Raw genomic sequence first — 19,836 nt, forward strand, 5'->3', positions numbered from 1 at the left:
CGGTGCCCGGGATACTGGTCCGGTGAGTAGTGAGGGAAGGGTGATCCTGGCCGGGGTGCCGCTCGGCAACGTCGGGGACGCCACCGACCGGCTGCGCAACGCGCTGGCCACCGCCGACGTCATCGCGGCCGAGGACACCCGCCGGGCCCGGCGGCTCGCCGCCGACCTCGGGGTGTCGCCGGTGGGTCAGATCGTCCGCTACGACGACGTCACCGAAGAGCGGCAGACCGACGGCCTCCGGGACCGGGCGGCCGCCGGGGCCACCGTCCTGCTGGTCACCGACGGCGGCATGCCCAGCGTCTCGGACCCGGGCTACCGCCTGGTCGCCGCGGCCATCGCCGCCGACGTCCCGGTGAGCGTGTTGCCGGGGCCCTCGGCGGTCACCACGGCGTTGGCCCTGTCGGGGCTGCCGAGCGCCCGGTTCTGCTTCGAGGGCTTCCTGCCGCGGGAACCGGGCAAACGCCGGAGCGCCTACGCCGCGCTGGCGAACGAGCCGCGCACGCTCGTGTTCTTCGAGTCGCCGCGGCGGATCGGGAAGTCGCTCGAGGACGCGGCCGCCGCGTTCGGCGTCGACCGCCCGGCCGCGGTGTGCCGGGAGCTCACGAAGACGCACGAGGAGGTCCGTCGCGGCACCCTCGGCGAGCTCGCGACCTGGGCCGACAAAGGTCTGCTGGGCGAGATCACGGTGGTCGTCGGGGGAGCGCCGCCGCCGAGCGCCGACGACGCGCCCGACGCCGCCGAGCTGGCCCGGCGGGTCGCGCTCGCCGAGGCGGGCGGGGTGCCGCGCAAGGAGGCGATGCGCGCGGTCGCCACCGCGGTCGGGGTCTCCCGGAGCGTCGTTTACGATGCGGTTCAAGCCGCGAAGCGTGATATGCACTAAATGTGCAGGAAACGCCGATAGGGGAACTGCTCGTCGGTGCCGGCCATCTCACGCCGGAGCAGCTCGACTGGGCGCTGACCACCCAGCGACGCACCGGCTCCCGGCTGGGCGCGATCCTGGTCGCCGCCGGGCTGGTGCGTCGCCAGGTGCTCTACCGGCTGCTGGCCGACCGCTGGGACGCGCCCTTCGTCGACGTGGCCGGCAGTTCCCTCGACCCGACGCTGCTCGGCCGCGTCACCCCGGAGCAACTCGCCGACGAAGGCTGGATCCCCACCCGCCGCGACCCCGACGGCATCCCGGTGGTCGCCACCGTCGAGCGGCCGACACCGGCGGTCAAGAACCGCATCGAGAAGGCCCTCGGCGAACCGGTCCACCTCGGCATCACCACCGAGTGGGACCTGATCCAGGGCCTCCACCGCGGTTACGAGGAGATCATCGCCGACCAGGCGTCCCTTGGGCTCTGGCGCCGCGACGCCGCCCAGTCCGCGCGCACGGTGCTGTTCCCGGCCCAGAAAGTGCTCGGGGCCGCGTTCCTGGCGCTGGTGGCCGGGGCCGCGGTCGCCGCGCCCGGCGCGACCGTGGCGGCGGTCATGGCCGGCCTCTCGCTCGTGCTGCTGGCCGGCGTCGCGTTCAAGTTCGCGGTCTGCATGGTCGGCGCGCGCCACGAACGCTTCGAGACCGTCTCCGACGAGGACGTCCGGGCGCTCTCCGACGAGAACCTGCCGATGTACACCGTGCTCGTGCCGGTCTACCGCGAAGCGAACGTCGTCAAGGACCTGCTGACGAACCTCGGGGATCTGGACTGGCCCAAGGAACGGCTCGAAGTGCTGCTGCTGCTCGAAGCCGACGACGCCGAGACGATCGACGCGGCCCGCGCCGCCGACCCCCCGGCCACGTTCACGTTCGTCGTGGTGCCCGACGACCTCCCGAAGACCAAGCCCAAAGCCTGCAACGTCGGCCTCTACCTCGCCCGCGGCGACTACCTGGTGATCTACGACGCCGAGGACCGCCCCGACCCCGACCAGCTCAAGAAGGCGCTGATCGCGTTCCGGCGCGGCGGCGACGACCTGGTGTGCGTGCAGGCCGCGCTGAACTACTGGAACGCCGAGGAGAACTGGCTGACCAGGATGTTCACCCTCGAGTACTCGTTCTGGTTCGACTACATGCTCCCCGGCCTGGAGCGCCTCCGGCTGCCGATCCCGCTCGGCGGGACGTCGAACCACTTCCGGGTCGACGCACTGCGCGAACTCGGCGGCTGGGACCCGTTCAACGTCACCGAGGACGCCGACCTGGGCATCCGCGCCGCCGCGCTCGGCAAGACCGTCGGCGTCGTCAACAGCACGACCTACGAGGAGGCCAACCGGGCCGAGGGCAACTGGATCCGGCAGCGCTCCCGGTGGATCAAGGGGTACCTGCAGACGCTCCTGGTCCACGCGCGACGCCCGCGAGCGCTCGTACGCCACGCCGGCCTCCGTCAGGTGAGCGCGTTCCTGCTGCTGATCGGCGGGACCCCGGCGACGTTCCTCGCCACGCCGCCGCTCTACGCGCTGTTCCTGGCCTCGATGTTCCTGAGCCCGACCGCGCTGGCCGGCCTGTTCCCCGGCTGGGTGCTCTGGATCAGCCTGGTCAACCTGCTGCTCGGCAACGGGCTGATGATCTACGTGTCGATGATGGGCGCGTTCAAGCGTGGCCGCTACGCGCTGGTGCTCTGGGCGCTGATCAACCCCGTCTACTGGCTGTTCCACTCGATCGCCTCGTACAAGGCCGTCTGGCAGCTGATCACCAAGCCCCACTACTGGGAGAAGACGCTCCATGGCCTCAGCACTGTCGCTCCCGGAGGTGCGGGCGTCGGCGTTCCCGGGCTGGAGAAGCAACCGGTGGCCGGCTGACCCGGCGTCGCGCTGGTTGGTGCGGCTGAGCTTCGCCGCCCCGCTCTTCCTGCTCGCCACCTGGGCCGACACCTACGGCTACCGGAGCGGTGTCCACACCCGGCTGGAGCGGCAGGCCGAGGCGGTCGTCGACGGTGGTGCCGCGCTCGGCGGTCTGAACCACGCCTACCCGCCGGTTCCGACGTTCCTGGCCGGTGTGCTGCCCGGCGGCGAGCTCGCGCTCAGCGGCGTGGCGGCGCTGTTCGCCGGCGTGCTGCTGCACGTGCTCGCCGAGCGGCTGGTGCTGCGCCGGGTGCCGCTCGTCGTCGCGGTGGCGCTGTTGGCGTCGCTGGTGGCCGCGCCGGTGGCGGCCTACCTCGCGTCCGAGGCGCTGCCGTCGATCGCGATCACCGCGCTGTTCGCGCTGGCGATCGACGGATTCACCCGGTTCGTCATCGACAAGGACACCGAGGGCGGCTTCGTGGCCGGGCTCTCGGTCGCGCTGGCCGCGGGGTTCTCCGCGACCGCGCTGGTGTTCGCGGTGGCGCTGGCCGTGGCCGCACCGTCGATCGCCGGGGCCCGCTACCGGTCCGAGCGGGGCTCGGCGACCGCGACGCTCGCGGTGGTGCTGTTCCCGATCGGGTTCGTGACCGCGGCCTGGGTGTTCGTCCAGTGGCGCTTCACCGGGGCGGTCCCGACGCCGGCGTTCACGTTCCGCGGCGGTGTGCTGGAGGGCTTCGACGCCGCGGCCCGCACCGTGCTGGGCGCGGTCGGGCACGTCCCGCTCTACGTGCTCGGAGCCGGGCTCGCGGCGTGGCGGCGGCCGACGTCGCTGGTGGCCTACCTCGCGCCGGTGATCGCACTGCTGTTCGCGGCCTGGCTCGGGGCAGGGTACTCGCCGGGGCTGGCGTACGTCCTGCTGGCGTACACCGCCGTGATCACGGTTCGCCGCCCGGAGAACCGGGTCGTGACCGCGTTGCTCGTAGCCGCCGCGACCCTGCAGATCGCGCTCGCCTGGTGGTCGTCACCGGTGCGTGTGCCGTGGTGGTGAAGCCCGGTCAGAACAGGGCGCCGACGACGGGGATCAGCGCGAGCAGGCCGGGGCCGCCGAGCGAGAGGGCCCAGAGCGTCGCGACCCGGTGGGTCCCCTCTCGACGCAGACGCGGCACGCCGGTCGCGATCCCGACCCCGACACCGCACGCGACGACGAGCACGAACCCGAGCACCCAACGCAGGTGCAGGCCGGCCGGCGAACTCGCGTACGCGACGCCGTCGTCGTCGAGCATCCGGGCTTCGACAGTGGTCCCCGGCGTCCGATCGGATGCCTCGACGTCGACCAGCCGCACGGTCCGCTCGCCGACGCGCCCCTCGCAGCGGTCGTCGCACCGCACGACCGTGACCTTCTCCGTCGTGCCGACGCCCTGCGCGAGCCAGAACGGCGCCGCGCTGACCCAGCCGAAGAACGCCGCCACCAGCCCGAGCGCCAGCGCCGCCGCGAGTCCGGGGCCGGGTGGGCGCAGCGGCAGGGCCGGGAGAGCCGCTCGCGGCGCCGGCGCGGGCCGCACCGGCTGGTGGGCCACGACCCGGCGGGCGGCCGGTGCGCCGGGACGTTCGGCGTGGAGCCGGTTGCGGAGCACCAGCGCGAGGCCTTCGTCGACGAAGCGGTCCGAACCCGGAGGCGGTCCCGGCGGCTCCTCCGGGAGGTCCAGCGGCAGCGGCACCGCACCTTCCATTTCGTGCGGTGCGGCCGGCTCGACGTCGGCGGGGAACTCCTCCGTGTCGGAGGGTTCGACCGGGACGGGACCGTCCCAGTCGAACAGAACTGGCTCGGCCGGTGGCGTGGCGAGTGTCGGCACCTCGGTCGACAGCGCCTCGTTGCTGGTACCCACGGAACAATTGGAACCCGAGCGCACCCGTAATGCCGGATAGCTCCGGTATTCGGCGTGGCGGGCGGCGCGGGAAAACGTGTCCTACCGAAGCCCTAGGCTTAGACCATGACCCGTCACATCCTCACCGCGGTCGCGTGGCCCTACGCCAATGGCCCGCGGCACATCGGCCACGTCTCCGGATTCGGCGTCCCGTCCGACGTCTTCAGCCGGTACCAGCGCATGGCGGGCAACAAGGTGCTGATGGTCTCGGGCACCGACGAGCACGGGACGCCGATCCTGGTGCAGGCCGAGCAGGAGGGCGTCACCGCCCGCGAGCTCGCCGACCGGTACAACCGGGTGATCGTCGACGACCTGCAGGGCCTGGGTCTGAGCTACGACCTCTTCACCCGCACCACCACGCGCAACCACTACGCGGTGGCGCAGGAGCTGTTCAAGACCCTGCACCGCAACGGGTACATGATCGAGAAGACGACGAAGGGCGCGATCAGCCCGTCCACCGGGCGCACGCTGCCCGACCGGTTCATCGAGGGCACCTGCCCGATCTGCGGTTACCCGAGCGCGCGCGGCGACCAGTGCGACAACTGCGGCAACCAGCTCGACCCCACCGACCTGATCGACCCGCGCTCGAAGATCAACGGTGAGACGCCGCAGTTCGTCGAGACCGAGCACTTCTTCCTCGATCTGCCGGCGCTGGCCGAGGCGCTCGGGTCCTGGCTGCAGACGCGTACCGACTGGCGGCCCAACGTCCTCAAGTTCTCGTTGAACCTGCTCGACGACCTCAAACCGCGCGCGATGACCCGCGACATCGACTGGGGCGTCCCGGTGCCGCTGCCCGGCTGGGAAGACAACCCCAACAAGCGGCTCTACGTCTGGTTCGACGCGGTCATCGGCTACCTGTCGGCCTCGGTCGAGTGGGCGCGTCGCTCGGGGGAGCCCGACGCCTGGAAGTCGTGGTGGTGCAACCCCGAGGCGTCCTCGTTCTACTTCATGGGCAAGGACAACATCACGTTCCACTCGCAGATCTGGCCGGCCGAGCTGCTCGGCTACAACGGGCTCGGGGCGCACGGCGGCTCGCCGGGTGAGTTCGGCACGCTGCAGCTGCCGACCGAGGTCGTCTCCAGCGAGTTCCTGACGATGGAGGGCAAGAAGTTCTCGTCGTCGCGCCGGGTCGTCATCTACGTGAACGACTTCCTGGAGCGGTACGACGCCGACTCGCTGCGGTACTTCATCGCGGCGGCCGGCCCGGAGAACCAGGACACCGACTTCACCTGGACGGAGTTCCGGCGGCGCAACAACGACGAGCTGGTCGCGGGCTGGGGCAACCTGGTCAACCGGTCGATCTCGCTGGCGGCCAAGAACGTCGGTGCGGTGCCCACCCCCGGCACGCTCACCGAGGCCGACGCGGCGTTGCTCGACACGTCGAAGGCCGCGTTCGCGTCGGTCGGGGCGCTGCTCGAGCGGTCACGTTTCAAGGCGGCGATCGGTGAGGCGATGCGTGTCGTCGGGGAGGCGAACAAGTACCTGTCCGATCAGGCGCCGTGGTCGCTGAAGGACCCGTCGCAACACGAGCGCCGGGACACGGTGCTGCACACCGCGCTGCAGGTCGTCGACGACTGCAAGGCTCTGTTGACGCCGTTCCTGCCGCACTCGGCGCAGAAGGTGCACGAGCTGCTCGGGGAGAGCGGCGTCTGGTCGGGTTCGCCGGAGGTGCGTGAGGTGTCCGAAGAGGGCGGCCCCGACTACCCGGTCATCCAGGGTGACTATGCGTCGGCGGCAGCGCGGTGGGCGTCCCGGCCGATCGAGGTCGGGCGGCCGCTGGCCCCGCCGAAGCCGGTGTTCAAGAAGCTCGACGAGTCGATCGTGGAGGACGAGCTGGCGCGTCTGGGGGGCGAGTGAGGGAGGGCTCGGCGCCGCCGGATCCCGCACCGCTCGCGGTTCCGGTGCTCGACAGCCACACCCATCTGGACATCCAGGGGGGTGACCCCGCCGCGGCTCTGGACCGGGCCGCGGCGGTGGGCGTCACCCGGGTCGTGCAGGTGGGGTGCGACGTGCCGTCGTCGGTGTGGGCGGCCGACCTGGCCGCGGCGCATCCGTCGGTGGCGGCCACCGTGGCGCTGCACCCGAACGACGCGCCCGCGCCGGTGGGGGCCGCGAACCTCGACGCGGCGCTCGAGGAGATCGCCGCGCTGGCGGCCCGGCCCGAGGTGCGTGGCATCGGGGAGACCGGGCTGGACTTCTACCGCACCGGGCCGGAGGGGCTCGCGGCGCAGGAGAAGTCGTTCCGGGCCCACGTCCAGCTGGCGAAGCAGTACGACAAGGCGCTGGTGATCCACGACCGGGACGCCCACGAGGACGTGTTCCGGGTCCTGGAGTCGGAGGGCGCGCCGTCCCGGGTGGTCTTCCACTGCTACTCGGGTGACGCGGCGATGGCGAAGCGGTGCGCGGACTCCGGGTACGTGATGAGCTTCGCCGGCAACATCACGTTCAAGAACGCGCAGAGCCTGCGTGACGCGGCCGCGGTGGCGCCGAGGGAGCTGCTGCTGGTGGAGACCGACGGCCCGTTCCTGACCCCGATGCCGTACCGGGGCCGGCCGAACGCGCCGTACCTGATTCCGCTGATCGTGCGTGCCCTCGCCGAGGTGCGCGGCGAGGACGTGGACGAGCTTTCCGCCGCGATCTGGTCCACCGGGGAACGGATCTTCGGCCCGGTGGCCTGACGGTCCCGGTCAGCCCGCGCCGACGTAGGCGCCGGCGCGGGCAGCGGCGACGGCCGCGGTCGCGGCGCGGTCGGCGTGGTGGGGTTCGAGCGGCTCGCCGGTGAGCAGGCGGTAGTAGAGCGGAGCGCTGACCGCACGGATGACCTCCGGCGCGCTGGTGTCCGCCGGGAGCTCGCCCCGGGTGACGGCGGCCTCCACGCACGGGGCCCACTCGGCGATCCGGGTCGCGTAGAACCCGTGCAGTGCACGGGCGGTCTCCGGATCGGTGAGGGCCGCCGCGAGGAACGCCCGGAACAGTGGCCCCTGGCGCGGATCGGTCAGCGTGCGCTGCACCAGCCGCGCGTTCGCCCGCAGATCGGCCTCGAGCGACCCGGTGTCCGCGCGCGGCAGCGACTGCGCGGCCATGTCGGCCAGCAGGTCGGCGACGAGCGCCGGCACCGTTCTCCACCGCCGGTAGACGGTGGTCTTGCCGACGACCGCGCGTCGGGCCACGTCGGCCAGGTCGAGACCGGCGAACCCCTTCTCGATCAGCGCGTCCTCGGCCGCACGCAGCACGTCGGCGCGGACCCGTGCGGTGCGTCCACCCGGCCTCTCGGTCATTAACGGAACTCCAGTTCCTTTAGCGTGGTAACTTCGACCCTGCTAACGGAACTCTAGTGCCATTAAGGGGCCGATCATGGAGTATCGACGACTCGGGGCGTCCGGGCTCGAGGTTCCCGCGCTGAGCTTCGGCGCCGGGACGTTCGGCGGGCGCGGGCCGCTGTTCGGCGCGTGGGGCCGCACCGACGTGGCGGAGGCGCGGCGGCTCGTCGACGTGTGCCTCGACGCCGGCGTCACGATGTTCGACACCGCCGACGTGTACTCCGACGGCGCCTCGGAGGAGGTGCTCGGCGCCGCGGTCAAGGGGCGGCGCGACGCCGTGCTGCTCTCCACGAAGACCGGCCTCCCGACCGGCGACGGGCCGAACGAGGCCGGCACCTCGCGTCGGCGTCTGATCGGGGCCTGTGAAGCCGCGTTGCGACGGCTCGGGACCGACGTCATCGACGTGTTCCAGCTCCACGCGTTCGACGCCCGTACGCCGATCGACGAGGTGCTCTCGACGCTGGACGAGCTGGTACGCGCGGGCAAGGTCCGCTACGTCGGAGTGTCCAACTTCGCCGGCTGGCAGCTGATGAAGTCGCTCGCGCTCGCCGACCGGCACGGCTGGCCGCGGTACGTCGTCCACCAGGTCTACTACTCGCTGGTGGGGCGCGACTACGAGTGGGAACTGATGCCGCTCGCCGCCGACCAGGGTGTCGGCGCGATGGTGTGGAGCCCGCTCGGCTGGGGTCGCCTGACCGGGCGGATCCGTCGTGGTGCGCCGGTGCCGCCCGGCAGCCGGTTGCACGACACGGCGTCGTTCGGGCCGCCGGTCGCGGACGAGGACGTGCACCGCATCGTCGACGTGCTCGACGGGATCGCCGCGGAGACCGGCCGGAGCGTGCCGCAGATCGCGCTCAACTGGCTCCTGCGCCGCCCCACCGTCGCGTCGGTGACTGTGGGTGCGCGTAACGAGGAGCAGCTCCGGGAGAACCTCGGCGCGGTCGGGTGGTCGTTGACGCCCGAGCACGTCCGACGGCTCGATTCGGCGAGCGCGCGGACCGCTCCGTACCCCTACTTTCCCTACGAGCGTCAGGCCGGTTTCGCCCGTGTCAATCCGTCCCTATTGGCCGGTTCGACCGCGTGACGCGATGTGAAATCGCCGTGAGGAGGGCCACGGAAACGCTGCGGTAGGGAGACACAAATCGGGCGCCGGCTCGCCCGGATGTCCTGAATGCGAGGTGTCGACCGGGTAGCAGCGTGGTGAATCGCCACGTATGGTGGCCCGTCGGGTCGCCCGGTGTGTGCCGAGCGGCTCGAACAGCCGGGATGGACCGCACCACGATTACCCCGTCCTGCCCGGGCCCTGTGAAGTCTGGAGTCGGGTGCAGTACGGCTCGCCACGCGCGAAAAAAGTTGCTACAGGAATCAAGATCGCCTCGGTCGCGGCGTTACTGGCCGGGGGAGGTGCCTGGGTAGCCACCGATCGCGCAGTGACCCTCCGTGTTGACGGAGAAGAGCGGACGGTGCACACCCACGCGGACGACGTCCGCGGTGTGCTCGCCTCCGCCGGCGTGAAGGTCGGAGACCGCGACGAGGTCATCCCGGCCGTCGACGCCGAAGTCCGCAAGGGCGACACGATCGAGGTCGACCGGGCGCGGAAGCTCCGCGTCACCGTCGACGGCACCACCAAGGAGGTGTGGGTCACCGCACCGACGGTCGACGAGGCCCTCGACGAACTGAGTATGGGACGACGGGACGTCAAGCTGTCCGCGTCGCGCCACACGCGCCTTCCCCTCGACGGCGCGCGGCTCAGCGTCGACACGCAGAAGCAGGTGTCGGTGAAGGCGGACGGTCGGACGACGACCGCCACCACCTACGCGGCGACCGTGCGCGACCTGCTCGCCGAGCGGGGCGTGAAGCTCGACGCGGACGACCGGGTGACGCCGACGGCGGTGACCCGGCTGGTCGCCGAGCAGCACGTGACCGTGCAGCGGATCGCGACGAAGACCGCCACCGAGACGGTGACGATCGCCGCGCCGGTGCAGACGCGCAAGGACTCGAGCCTGACGGTCGGCACCACGCGGGTCGTCACGCCGGGTCGGGCCGGGCAGGCCACCCAGGTCGTCCGGTACGTGTACACCGACGGCAAGGTCACCTCGAAGCAGATGCTGTCGAAGACCGTGGTGACCGCGGCCAAGACGAAGGTCGTGGCCAAGGGCACGAAGAAGGTCACGTCGTCGTACGTGCCGGGTGGCACCGGGCTGAACTGGGCCGCGCTGGCGAAGTGCGAGTCGGGTGGACGGCCGGGCGCGGTCTCGCCGGGCGGCACCTACCACGGGCTCTACCAGTTCAGCGTGAGTACTTGGCAGCGGATGGGTGGCTCGGGGCTGCCGTCGCAGGCTTCGGCCTCGGAGCAGACCATGCGGGCCCAGATGCTCTACAAGGCGGCGGGTGCCGGCCAGTGGCCGGTCTGCGGGTCGCGGCTCTTCTCCTAGAGTTACCCGGGTGTCTAGTGACGACGGGCTGCTCGGCCCGGCCGAGATCCGAGCGCTCGCCGCGCGCCTAGGGGTTCGTCCCACCAAGACGCTGGGGCAGAACTTCCTGCACGACCCGAACACGATCCGACGCATCGTCCGGACCGCGGAAGTCGGTCCGGACGATGTCGTGTTGGAGGTGGGTCCGGGGCTGGGTTCGCTCACGCTCGGGCTGCTCGGGGCGGCCGGGTCGGTGGTGGCGGTCGAGATCGACCCGGTGCTGGCGTCGGCGTTGCCGTCGACGGTGGCGTCGCGGGTGCCGTCGCTGGCCGCCCGGCTCTCCGTCGTCGAGGCCGACGCCATGGCGGTGGACCTCTCGGACGTGCGTCCGACCGCGCTGGTGGCGAACCTGCCCTACAACGTGGCGGTACCGGTCGTGCTCCACCTGCTGGAGACCGTGCCGTCGCTGCGCAGCGCGCTGGTGATGGTGCAGGCGGAGGTGGCGGACCGGCTCGCGGCGCCCCCCGGTTCCCGGACGTACGGGGTGCCGAGCGCGAAGGCCGCCTGGTACTGCGCGGTATCCAAGGCGGGTGCGGTGCCGCGGGCGGTGTTCTGGCCGGTTCCCAATGTGGACTCCGGGCTCGTGCGGCTGGTGCGTCGCGATCCGCCGCCCGGCTCCCGGAAGGACACGTTCGCGGTGATCGACGCGGCGTTCGCCCAGCGTCGCAAGACGTTGCGTGCCGCGCTGGCCGGATGGGCCGGTGGGGCCGCCCTGGCCGAGGAGGCCCTGCGTGCGGCGGGCGTGGATCCGACCGCGCGAGGCGAGACGATCGACGTCGACGGCTTCTCCCGGATCGCGAGCGCTCGTCACGTCCTTCGCGAATAGGGCGATTGGTATTTAGAAAAGCATACGGTGCTAATCTCCCGGCAGTGCTGACAAGCTTTCGGGGGGAAGCATGCAGGGACTCGTCCGTTTCAGGCCACTGACGGTCGTGGCCGGGTTCGCGGTGGCGGTGGCGCTGGTGGGGGTTCCGGCGCCGGCGTTCGCGGCGACACCCACGATCACCACCCAGCCCGTCGTCGAAGCGGGGCCGACCGGCAGTGACATCGAGCTGACCGTGGGGGCGAACTCCACGGATGCGGGCACGCTCAACTACCAGTGGTTCTACGAGTTGATCAAGGGCACCGGCATCTGGGTCAAGGCCCTGCCGTCCGCCGAGATCCTCAACATCGGCTACACCGGTGGCAACACCGACACGCTGAAGCTCAAGACCGTGACCCCGGTGCTGAACGCCATCGGGCTGAAAGTCGAGGTGTCCAGCTCGCTCGGGGGCGGTGCGGCGACGTCCGACGAGGTCGGCGTCGCGGTGGGGGATCCGCCGACGATCGTCGGAGTCGGGCAGGTCGAGCCGCGTGTCGTCGCCGGCGGCACCGCGCACCTCACCGGAACGGTGACCGGCCTGAGTCCGCTGTCCTACAGCTGGCAGGTGCTCAAGCCCGCTCTGGTGGCGTCGCGGTGGACCTCGCTGACCAACGGATCGGGTGTCTCGGGCGCCCGGACCGCGACGCTCACGCTCTCGAACCTGACCGCGGACGTCGCGAAGAACTCCTACCGGCTCGTCGCCTCGAACGCGGTCGGCATCGACATCTCCGAGCCGGTCAAGGTCGACGTCGGGGTGAAGCCGACCGTGTCCACGCCGGCCGACCAGACGGCGGTGAACGGGAGCGCGACGCTGACGTCGACGATCACCGGCAACCCGACGCCGAGCGTGAAATGGCAGCGACGTTCGGGAGCGCTGTGGACCGACGTGGTCTCGTCCGCGACGAGCCTGACCAACGGTGTCGCGACCGCCAAGCTGACCGGGCTGACCACCGCCGACAACGGCGCGCAGTACCGGGTCGTGGCGTCGAACAACTTCGGCGAGTCGGCCGAATCGGGTGCCGTGACCGTCACCGTGGCCGGCTCCAAGCCGACGATCACCGACCCGCTCGACAAGATCTCGCTGCTCGGCGGGGTCAACCTGTCGGTGAACGTGACCGGTGACCCGGCACCGGTGGTCACCTGGCAGCGCAAGTTGCCGACCACGGGCGCGGTGTGGGAGGACCTGACCGGCGTCGGCACCACCGTCTCCACCGGCGCGGGCAGCCTGGTCTCGACGCTGCCGCTGTCGGCACTGACGTCGGCGCTGAGCGGATCGCGGTTCCGGGCGGTGGCCAAGAACGCCGTGGACACGGTGGTGTCCGACTCGTCGCAGCTGATCGCCGGGCTGGCGCCGACCGTCACGAACCCGCTGGACGTCACGGTCAGCTCCGGAGCGGGGACGCTCGCCGTGAACGTGACCGGTGACCCGGCGCCGACCGTGACCTGGCAGCGGCGGGGTCCGTCCGCCGGGGCGCAGTGGGAGGACCTGATCGGTCAGGGCACGGTGTCCGGGGGTGTGGCCACGCTGCCGCTGACCGGGGTCACCTCGGCCTTGAACGGCTCGCGGTACCGGGCGGTCGTGAAGAACGCCGTCGGCCAGGTCGTGTCCGACTCGGCCCAGCTGATCTCCGGCACGGTCGCGGACGTGTCGAACCCGGTGGCGCAGACCGCGACGCTGGGTGCGGCCACGTTCACCGCGAACGTCTCCGGTGACCCGCTGCCGACGGCGCGCTGGCAGGTGCTGGAACCGACGTCCGGCGCGCGGTGGGCGAACGTCTCGGTGGGGAGTGGCGTGCTGGCCGCGCAGGTCGGTGGGTTGGCCACGCTGACGCTCACCGGGTTGACGAAGAACCAGAACGGCAACCGGTACCGGGTCGTGGCGACGAACGGTGTCGACACCCCGGCGGTGTCGGATTCGGCAGTGCTCACGGTGGCGGGAACGCCGTTGTCGATCACCAATCCCGCGTCGGCGGTCACGTCGGCGCTGAACGGGACCGTGACGCTGGCGGTGAACGCGTCCGGCGGTGACACCCCGCCGTCGGTGCAGTGGCAGTCGCTGGCGCCGACCGTGGGGTCGACGTGGACGAACCTGTCGAACGGCGCCGGGGTGGCCGGGGCGAACACGTCGCAGTTGACGCTCTCCGCGCTGACGGCGCTGCGCAACGGGTACCGCTACCGGGCCGTGGCCACCAACGGCAGCGAGACCGCGACGTCGTCGTCTTCGCTGCTCACGGTCAACATCGTGTAGTTCGCCACTGTGGACGATGTGAGCGGCCGGGTTTGGGCAGGGCGAATCCGGCCGCTCAATCGTTAACGGCGTTGATTTTTATAAGTATCAATCACTCGTGTCCTCTTCTGCCTGTTTCCGTAGACGTCTATGCGTGGCGTGAGAATCCGATAAGTCACTTATGTCCGGATAGTGCTAGCGTGCGACGAGAACTCCCGATCACCGTCGGGAGAGTGAAGTCAAACTCATGGGGGGAAGAGCATGGGGGCACACGCGCGTCGCGCGTCCCACTGGCGAGCACCCGCAGCCGCTGCCGTCGTCGGCACCGTGGCTGCGATGCTTGCTAGTCCACCCGCCTCGGCGGTCAACCTTGTCGGTGACACGGGCTACGGCAACCTCAAGGGTGCCGCGTTGGCCGGCTGGTCCGACACGTTGGGAATTTCAGCGGTTCAGCTCGCGAGCGGTAAGCGCCTGGTGCTGAGCCAGGCGCCGGCGTCGACGCCGGGTGGCACGCCCGGAGCGATCTCGCTCACGCAGTTCAAGGCCGACGGCACCCTCGACTCGTGGGGCACGGGTAACAGCGGCCGGGTGGATCTCACCAACAACGGCACCACCACGGCCGGCGTGACGGTCTCCGAGCTCCTGGTCAACACCACCGACAACTCGATCTGGGTGGTCGGCAAGAAGGCCAGTGACATCGTCATCTGGCACCTCGACGCGACCGGCACCGCCATCTCCGGTGGTTCCACCCTCACGGGTAACGTCGTGACGACGGGTATCGCGGCCGGCTACGCGTCGGGCTTCTTCATCGTCGACGCGGCGCTGGACAGCACCGGCAAGCTCGCGGTCGCGGTGCAGGCGTCGAGCACGACGCTGAGCCCGACCAACTACGCGCGGATCTACAAGGTCACGGTTGCGGGCGCGCTGGACACGGCCAACTTCAACACCACCAGCGGCTACGTCGACGTTCCGGCCGCGTCCGGTCGGAAGGTGCTGTCGCTCGGCGGCATCGGCTACGGCGCCTCGGACGTCCTCTTCGGCACGGCCCAGGTGTCCGGCGCCACCGCGAGCGACGACACCGAATCGTCGGTCTACCGGATCGCCGCCGCCGGCACCGCCGACATGACGTTCGGTAACACGACGAACGGCACGGCCGCCACCGGTGAGTCGATCGCCATCGAGGCCTACGCCGAGGCGCAGTCCCCGAAGTGGCAGAACGAGTCGCTCGCCGATGTGATCGCCGTGGACTCCAACGCCAACCTGCTGGTCTCCGGCAAGGCCGCCGGCGGTTACTTCCTCGCGAAGATCAACACCGCGAGCGGCCAGGGCGACCTGCAGACCGCGTTCGGCAACGACGGTGTCACCTCGATCGCGGCCAGCCCGGCCGGTGCGGGCGACCCGGAGATCGCGGTCGGCGGTAGCCCGACGCGCTACTGGCTGGCCAACGACGCGGCCGACGGCACCGCCGAGGTGTTCCGCTGGACGCTCTCCGGTGGCATGGACCCGGCGTTCGGGAGCAACGGCTACCAGCGCCTGCAGTCCGGCGACTTCGGTCACCTGGGCAGCGTCACGGCCGAGCCGATCACCTTCTCGACCACCTCCACGACCACCGCGCCGATCGGCACGCCGATCGTCGGTGCCGGCACCAACCGCCAGGTCACCGGCGGTTACCGGTACGACGCGGCGGGGTGGAAGCTGGTCGCGCCCTCGGCGCCTCCGGTGGTCACCGCGCCGACGATCAGCTCGGACAACACGGCGACGCCGATCGCTTCCACCGGCGTCGACGTGGGTGACACGCAGGTGTTCGCGGTCACCTTCACGAGCAACGTCACGCCGACGATCGAGTGGCAGTGGGCAGCCCCGGGCTCGACCAACTGGCAGCCGGTCCAGAACGGTGGCATCTACAACATCGCCACCACGAACACCCCGCCGTCGACGTCCTACGCGACGACGCTCAAGGTCTTCACCAGCTCCACCGCGCAGAACGGAACCCAGTTCCGGGCGGTGGCGACCAACAGCGCCGGCACGAAGGTGTCCGCGGTCGGCACGCTGCCGATCAAGGGTTACCCCGTGATCACCACGCAGCCCGCCGGTGACTCGGTCTTCGTCGGTGCGACGAACGTCAAGTTCTCGGCCGGCTTCACCGTGCCCGGTGGATCGGCCGTCACGTCGGCCCGGTGGCAGGTCCTGAAGGTCGGACACAACGACTGGGAGGACGCCAGCGGCACGAACTACGTCACGAGCTCTCCGGTGGCCACCAGCCCGTCCGTCCTGACGGTCGCGAAGGTGGACTCGTCGCTGAACGGCGCCAAGTTCCGCGCCATCATCGGCACGGCGACCGGCAGCGTGGCGTCGAACGTGGCCACGCTGCAGATCACCGGTGCGCCGGTGATCTCGCACCAGCCGGAGAACACCTCGGTCGAAGAGGGCAAGGAAGCCACCTTCTGGGTGCAGGCCTCGGGCAGCAGCGCGCTGACCTACCAGTGGCAGTGGAGCAAGACCGGCGCCGACGACTCGTTCGCGGCGGTTCCGGGCGGCACCAGCCCGACCCTGAAGTGGCCGAACGCGAAGCTGTCGGACAGCGGCACCTACTTCCAGGTGAAGGTCACCGACGCCAACGGCAACTTCGAGTACTCGATGAAGGCCAAGCTGACGGTGACGCCGAAGGGTGCCACGCACGCTCCGGCGTGGGGTGACTACGACGGTGACGGCAAGACCGACATCGCCAGCTTCAAGGACGGCTCGTTCTACTGGAACGGTGCCGCCAAGCCGGAGGCGTTCGGTGCCGCCGGTGACAAGCTGATCGTCGGCAACTTCGACAGCGACAAGGCCGCCGACAAGGCCGTCGTCCGGGGCAACACCTGGAAGACCGACGGCAACCCGGACGTCTCGTTCGGCAAGGCGACCGACTGGCCGGTCTCGGGTGACTTCGACGGCGACGGCATGACCGATGTCGCGGTGTGGCGTCCCTCGAACGGCACCTGGTACGTCAAGGACGGCGCGACCGTCGTCTACGGCAAGTCGGGCGACATCCCGGTTCCGGCCGACTACGACGGTGACGGGTCCGACGAGATCGCGGTCTTCCGGCCGTCGACCGGCGCCTGGTACATCCTCGGCGCCAAGGCCGTGACCTGGGGCAAGGCCGGCGACATCCCGGTCCGCGGCGACTGGAACGGCGACGGCAGCAGCGATGTCGCCGTCTACCGTCCGTCGAACTCGACCTGGTACCCGTGGGGTGCCAAGTCCGTCGGGTTCGGCAGGGTCGGCGACGTCCCGCTGGCCGGCGACTTCGACGGCGACGGCAGCTCGGACATCGCCGTCTACCGTCCGTCCAACACCACCTGGTACTTCGCCAACATGGACTCGGTGAAGTTCGGTGGTTCGGGCTGGTGGCCGGTGACCGGCGTCAAGTGACGCCGATCTAGTACCACGCAGTAACGCGGGGCCCATCCTCTCGGGGGTGGGCCCCGTCGCGTGTCTCCGGGGACGGGTGGTGCCGGGACAACCGGTAGCCTGGGGGCGCACGCTCGTTCGATGGAGGAGTATCCGCTGACCGTTCCGTCCCGTTCCGCGGTTCGCGTCCGGGTCCCGGCCAAGATCAATCTGCATCTGGGTGTCGGGCCGCTGCGCGACGACGGCTTCCACGATCTGGCGACCGTTTTCCACGCCGTGTCGCTCTACGACGAGCTCACCCTGGAGTGCGGGCCGCCGGGTGTCCGCCTGGTCCTGGAGACCCCCGACAACGCTGTCCCGACCGATGAGCGGAACCTCGCGGTGAGGGCGCTGAACGCCCTCGCGGCGTACGCCAACATCGAGCCGGCCGTCACGGTGCGGCTGCGCAAGGGGATTCCGGTGGCCGGTGGCATGGCCGGCGGCTCGGCCGACGCCGCGGCCGCGCTGGTGGCCGGCGACACGCTGTGGCAGCTGGCCACGCCGCCGGAGAAGCTGCACGAACTCGCCGCGCAGCTCGGGTCCGACGTGCCGTTCGCGCTGCTCGGCGGCGACGCGCTCGGCACCGGCCGCGGTGAGCGGCTGACCCCGCTCACCCACCCGTACCAGCGGCACTGGGTCTTCGCGACGGCCTCCGAAGGGCTGAGCACCCCCGCGGTCTACGCGGAGTCGGACCGGATCCGCGGAACGACCGCGGCGTCCGACCCCGAACCCGTCATCAAGGCTCTCGACGAGCCCGACCCGCGAGCGCTCGCTGACGCCCTCGGCAACGACCTCCAGGCCGCGACGCTGAGCCTCCGTCCGGAGCTCCACCACGTCCTCGCCGCCGGGGAGGCCGCCGGTGCGCTGAAGGGCATCGTCTCCGGGTCGGGGCCCACGTGCGCCTTCCTCGTGCGGGACGCCGAACACGCCCGGTCCGTGGCGGCCAGGCTGAAGAACACCAGAATCGCGCACGGCCCGGTCGGTGGCGCTGCGCTGGTGACGAACTAGTGGCCGCGAACCTCGTCAACCTCGAGACCGTCAGCGTCAGCCTCGGCACCCGGACACTGCTCGACCAGGTCTCCCTCGGGGTGGGGGAGGCCGAGCGGATCGGCGTGGTCGGCCTCAACGGGGCCGGCAAGTCCACGCTGCTGCGTGTGCTCACCAAGGAGTACCAGCCCGACTCCGGGCGGGTCACCCAGCGCGGCGACCTGCGGCTGGGGCACCTGACCCAGTCGGTGAACTTCGCCGACGACGCGATCGTGCGTGACATCGTCATCGGCGGCAGTTTCGACGCCGAGCACGAGTGGGCGGGTGACGCGCGGATCCGCACCGTCCTGGACGGCCTCGGGCTCAACTCGATCGGCCTCGACGCGCCCGTCGCGAAGCTGTCCGGTGGTGAGCGCCGACGGGTCGCGCTGGCGGCCCTCCTGATCAAAGACACCGACCTGCTCGTCCTCGACGAGCCCACCAACCATCTCGACGTCGAGGGCGTCGCCTGGCTGGCCGAGCACCTGAAGTCCAAGCGTGGCGGCCTGCTGGTGGTCACCCACGACCGGTGGTTCCTGGACGCGGTGTGCACGCGCACCTGGGAGGTCACCGAGGGGCGGGTCGAGCAGTACGAGGGTGGGTACGCGGCCTGGGTGCTGGCCAGGGCCGAGCGGTCCCGGCAGGCGGCGGCGGCCGAGGAGCGGCGTCAGAACCTGATGCGCAAGGAGCTGGCCTGGCTGCGCCGCGGCGCCCCGGCCCGCACCAGCAAGCCGAAGTTCCGCATCGAGGCCGCGAACGCGCTGATCGCCGACGTGCCGGAGCCGCGCGACACCGTCCAGCTCAAGCGGCTGGCCGGCACCCGCATCGGCAAGCAGGTCTACGACGTCGAGGACGTCTCGCTGCGTTTCGGTGAGCGCACCATCCTCAACCGGGTCACCTGGCGCATCGGTCCGGGCGACCGGTTCGCGCTGGTCGGCGTCAACGGCGCCGGCAAGACGACGCTCCTGCGCCTGCTGGCCGAGCAGAACGAGCCGGACAGCGGCGAGGTCAAGGTCGGCAAGACCGTCAAGGCGGCCTACCTTTCCCAGGAGGTCACCGAGCTGCCGCCGACGCTCCGGGTGCTCCAGGCCGTCGAAGAGGTGGCCCAGCGCCTGACCGTGGGCGACCGGGACCTCACCGCCTCCCAGCTGGCCGAGATGTTCGGGTTCTCGTCGGCCCGGCAGTGGACCCCGGTCGGCGACCTGTCCGGCGGCGAGCGGCGGCGGCTCCAGCTGCTGCGCCTGCTGATGGCCGGGCCCAACGTCCTGCTGCTCGACGAGCCGACGAACGACCTCGACATCGACACGCTGCAGGCGCTGGAAGACCTGCTCGACTCGTGGCCGGGAACGCTCGTGGTGGTCAGCCACGACCGGTACCTGGTGGAACGGGTCACCGACCAGGTCTGGGCGCTGCTCGGCGACGGCGCGCTGCGCATGCTCACCGGCGGCATCGACGAGTACCTCGAGCGCCGCGCCGCCGCGGGCTCGGGCACCGGCCGCCCCACCACCGCCGCGCCCGTAGCCACGGCCTCCGCCGAGCCGACGTCGAGCGCCGCCGATCAACGCGCGGCCAAGAAGGAGCTCAGCCGGCTGGAGCGGCAGATCTCGAAACTCGAGGAGCGCGAACGCAAGCTCCACGACCGCTTGGCCGAGAACGCGACCGACTTCGCGAAGGTCGCGGAGCTGGACGCCGAGCTCCGCACGTTGCAGGCCGAGCGCGAGGCCGCCGAGGAATCATGGCTGGAGCTCTCCGAGTCCGTGTGATACACCGCACGGATTCACCGGATCGACGACACCTGGTCGACGGTCAGCCGATGAGA

The 19,836-nt window shown here is 70.9% G+C and carries 14 protein-coding genes; 12 read left to right on the forward strand and 2 right to left on the reverse strand.

Annotated features, from left to right (window positions below; genetic code table 11):
• Window positions 1–22: 22 nt before the first annotated feature.
• The 3 genes from rsmI to ABD437_RS24675 are packed head-to-tail and all read left to right on the forward strand — an operon-like array spanning window position 23 to window position 3,799.
• A complete protein-coding gene (rsmI, locus tag ABD437_RS24665; RefSeq protein ID WP_344651283.1) occupies window positions 23–880 on the forward strand; it encodes a 16S rRNA (cytidine(1402)-2'-O)-methyltransferase in 858 nt (285 codons plus the stop codon).
• Window positions 881–882: 2 nt separating this feature from the next.
• The gene (locus tag ABD437_RS24670; protein WP_344651284.1) at window positions 883–2,769 is read left to right on the forward strand and encodes a glycosyltransferase family 2 protein; all 1,887 of its coding nucleotides are present in this window, start codon (window positions 883–885) and stop codon (window positions 2,767–2,769) included.
• Window positions 2,693–3,799: a hypothetical protein gene (locus ABD437_RS24675; protein ID WP_344651285.1), complete on the forward strand. Its 1,107-nt coding sequence runs from the start codon at window positions 2,693–2,695 to the stop codon at window positions 3,797–3,799. Before ABD437_RS24670 ends, ABD437_RS24675 begins: the two co-directional genes overlap by 77 nt.
• 7 nt (window positions 3,800–3,806) lie before the next feature.
• Here ABD437_RS24675 and ABD437_RS24680 read toward each other — a convergent pair whose 3' ends face one another.
• Window positions 3,807–4,637 carry a hypothetical protein gene (locus ABD437_RS24680; RefSeq protein WP_344651286.1) on the reverse strand — a complete coding sequence of 277 codons (831 nt, stop codon included), beginning with the start codon at window positions 4,635–4,637 and terminating at the stop codon, window positions 3,807–3,809.
• Window positions 4,638–4,742: 105 nt separating this feature from the next.
• Here ABD437_RS24680 and metG point away from each other — a divergent pair, with 105 nt between their 5' ends.
• Together metG and ABD437_RS24690 are read left to right on the forward strand one after the other, a co-directional pair.
• On the forward strand, window positions 4,743–6,533 hold the full coding sequence (gene metG, locus ABD437_RS24685) for a methionine--tRNA ligase (RefSeq protein WP_344651287.1): 1,791 nt from the start codon (window positions 4,743–4,745) through the stop codon (window positions 6,531–6,533).
• On the forward strand, window positions 6,530–7,354 hold the full coding sequence (locus ABD437_RS24690; RefSeq protein WP_344651288.1) for a TatD family hydrolase: 825 nt from the start codon (window positions 6,530–6,532) through the stop codon (window positions 7,352–7,354). Before metG ends, ABD437_RS24690 begins: the two co-directional genes overlap by 4 nt.
• A 9-nt stretch (window positions 7,355–7,363) precedes the next feature.
• Here ABD437_RS24690 and ABD437_RS24695 read toward each other — a convergent pair whose 3' ends face one another.
• Entirely contained in the window at window positions 7,364–7,954 is a 591-nt protein-coding gene (locus tag ABD437_RS24695; RefSeq protein ID WP_344651289.1) for a TetR/AcrR family transcriptional regulator, read from the reverse strand.
• Window positions 7,955–8,030: 76 nt separating this feature from the next.
• Here ABD437_RS24695 and ABD437_RS24700 point away from each other — a divergent pair, with 76 nt between their 5' ends.
• The 7 genes from ABD437_RS24700 (at window position 8,031) to ABD437_RS24730 (ending at window position 19,780) form a co-directional block, all read left to right on the forward strand.
• Window positions 8,031–9,080 (forward strand): aldo/keto reductase, encoded by a 1,050-nt coding sequence (locus ABD437_RS24700; RefSeq protein ID WP_344651290.1) that lies wholly within the window; start codon window positions 8,031–8,033, stop codon window positions 9,078–9,080.
• Between the two features lie 130 nt (window positions 9,081–9,210).
• Complete coding sequence (locus ABD437_RS24705) at window positions 9,211–10,431, forward strand: resuscitation-promoting factor (RefSeq protein WP_344651291.1); 1,221 nt, start codon at window positions 9,211–9,213, stop codon at window positions 10,429–10,431.
• A 10-nt stretch (window positions 10,432–10,441) separates the two neighbouring features.
• Window positions 10,442–11,296: a 16S rRNA (adenine(1518)-N(6)/adenine(1519)-N(6))-dimethyltransferase RsmA gene (gene rsmA / locus ABD437_RS24710; RefSeq protein WP_344651292.1), complete on the forward strand. Its 855-nt coding sequence runs from the start codon at window positions 10,442–10,444 to the stop codon at window positions 11,294–11,296.
• Between the two features lie 70 nt (window positions 11,297–11,366).
• Window positions 11,367–13,580, forward strand: coding sequence for a hypothetical protein (locus ABD437_RS24715; RefSeq protein WP_344651293.1), 2,214 nt, complete (start codon window positions 11,367–11,369; stop codon window positions 13,578–13,580).
• A 315-nt stretch (window positions 13,581–13,895) separates the two neighbouring features.
• Window positions 13,896–16,973 carry an immunoglobulin domain-containing protein gene (locus tag ABD437_RS24720; RefSeq protein WP_344651294.1) on the forward strand — a complete coding sequence of 1,026 codons (3,078 nt, stop codon included), beginning with the start codon at window positions 13,896–13,898 and terminating at the stop codon, window positions 16,971–16,973.
• A 120-nt stretch (window positions 16,974–17,093) separates the two neighbouring features.
• On the forward strand, window positions 17,094–17,999 hold the full coding sequence (locus tag ABD437_RS24725; RefSeq protein WP_344651295.1) for a 4-(cytidine 5'-diphospho)-2-C-methyl-D-erythritol kinase: 906 nt from the start codon (window positions 17,094–17,096) through the stop codon (window positions 17,997–17,999).
• Complete coding sequence (locus ABD437_RS24730) at window positions 17,999–19,780, forward strand: ABC-F family ATP-binding cassette domain-containing protein (RefSeq protein ID WP_344651296.1); 1,782 nt, start codon at window positions 17,999–18,001, stop codon at window positions 19,778–19,780. The genes ABD437_RS24725 and ABD437_RS24730 overlap by 1 nt, the downstream gene beginning before the upstream one ends.
• The last annotated feature ends 56 nt before the right edge of the window (window positions 19,781–19,836 follow it).

The organism is Cryptosporangium japonicum (assembly GCF_039524755.1).
Taxonomy (GTDB): Bacteria; Actinomycetota; Actinomycetes; order Mycobacteriales; family Cryptosporangiaceae; genus Cryptosporangium; species Cryptosporangium japonicum.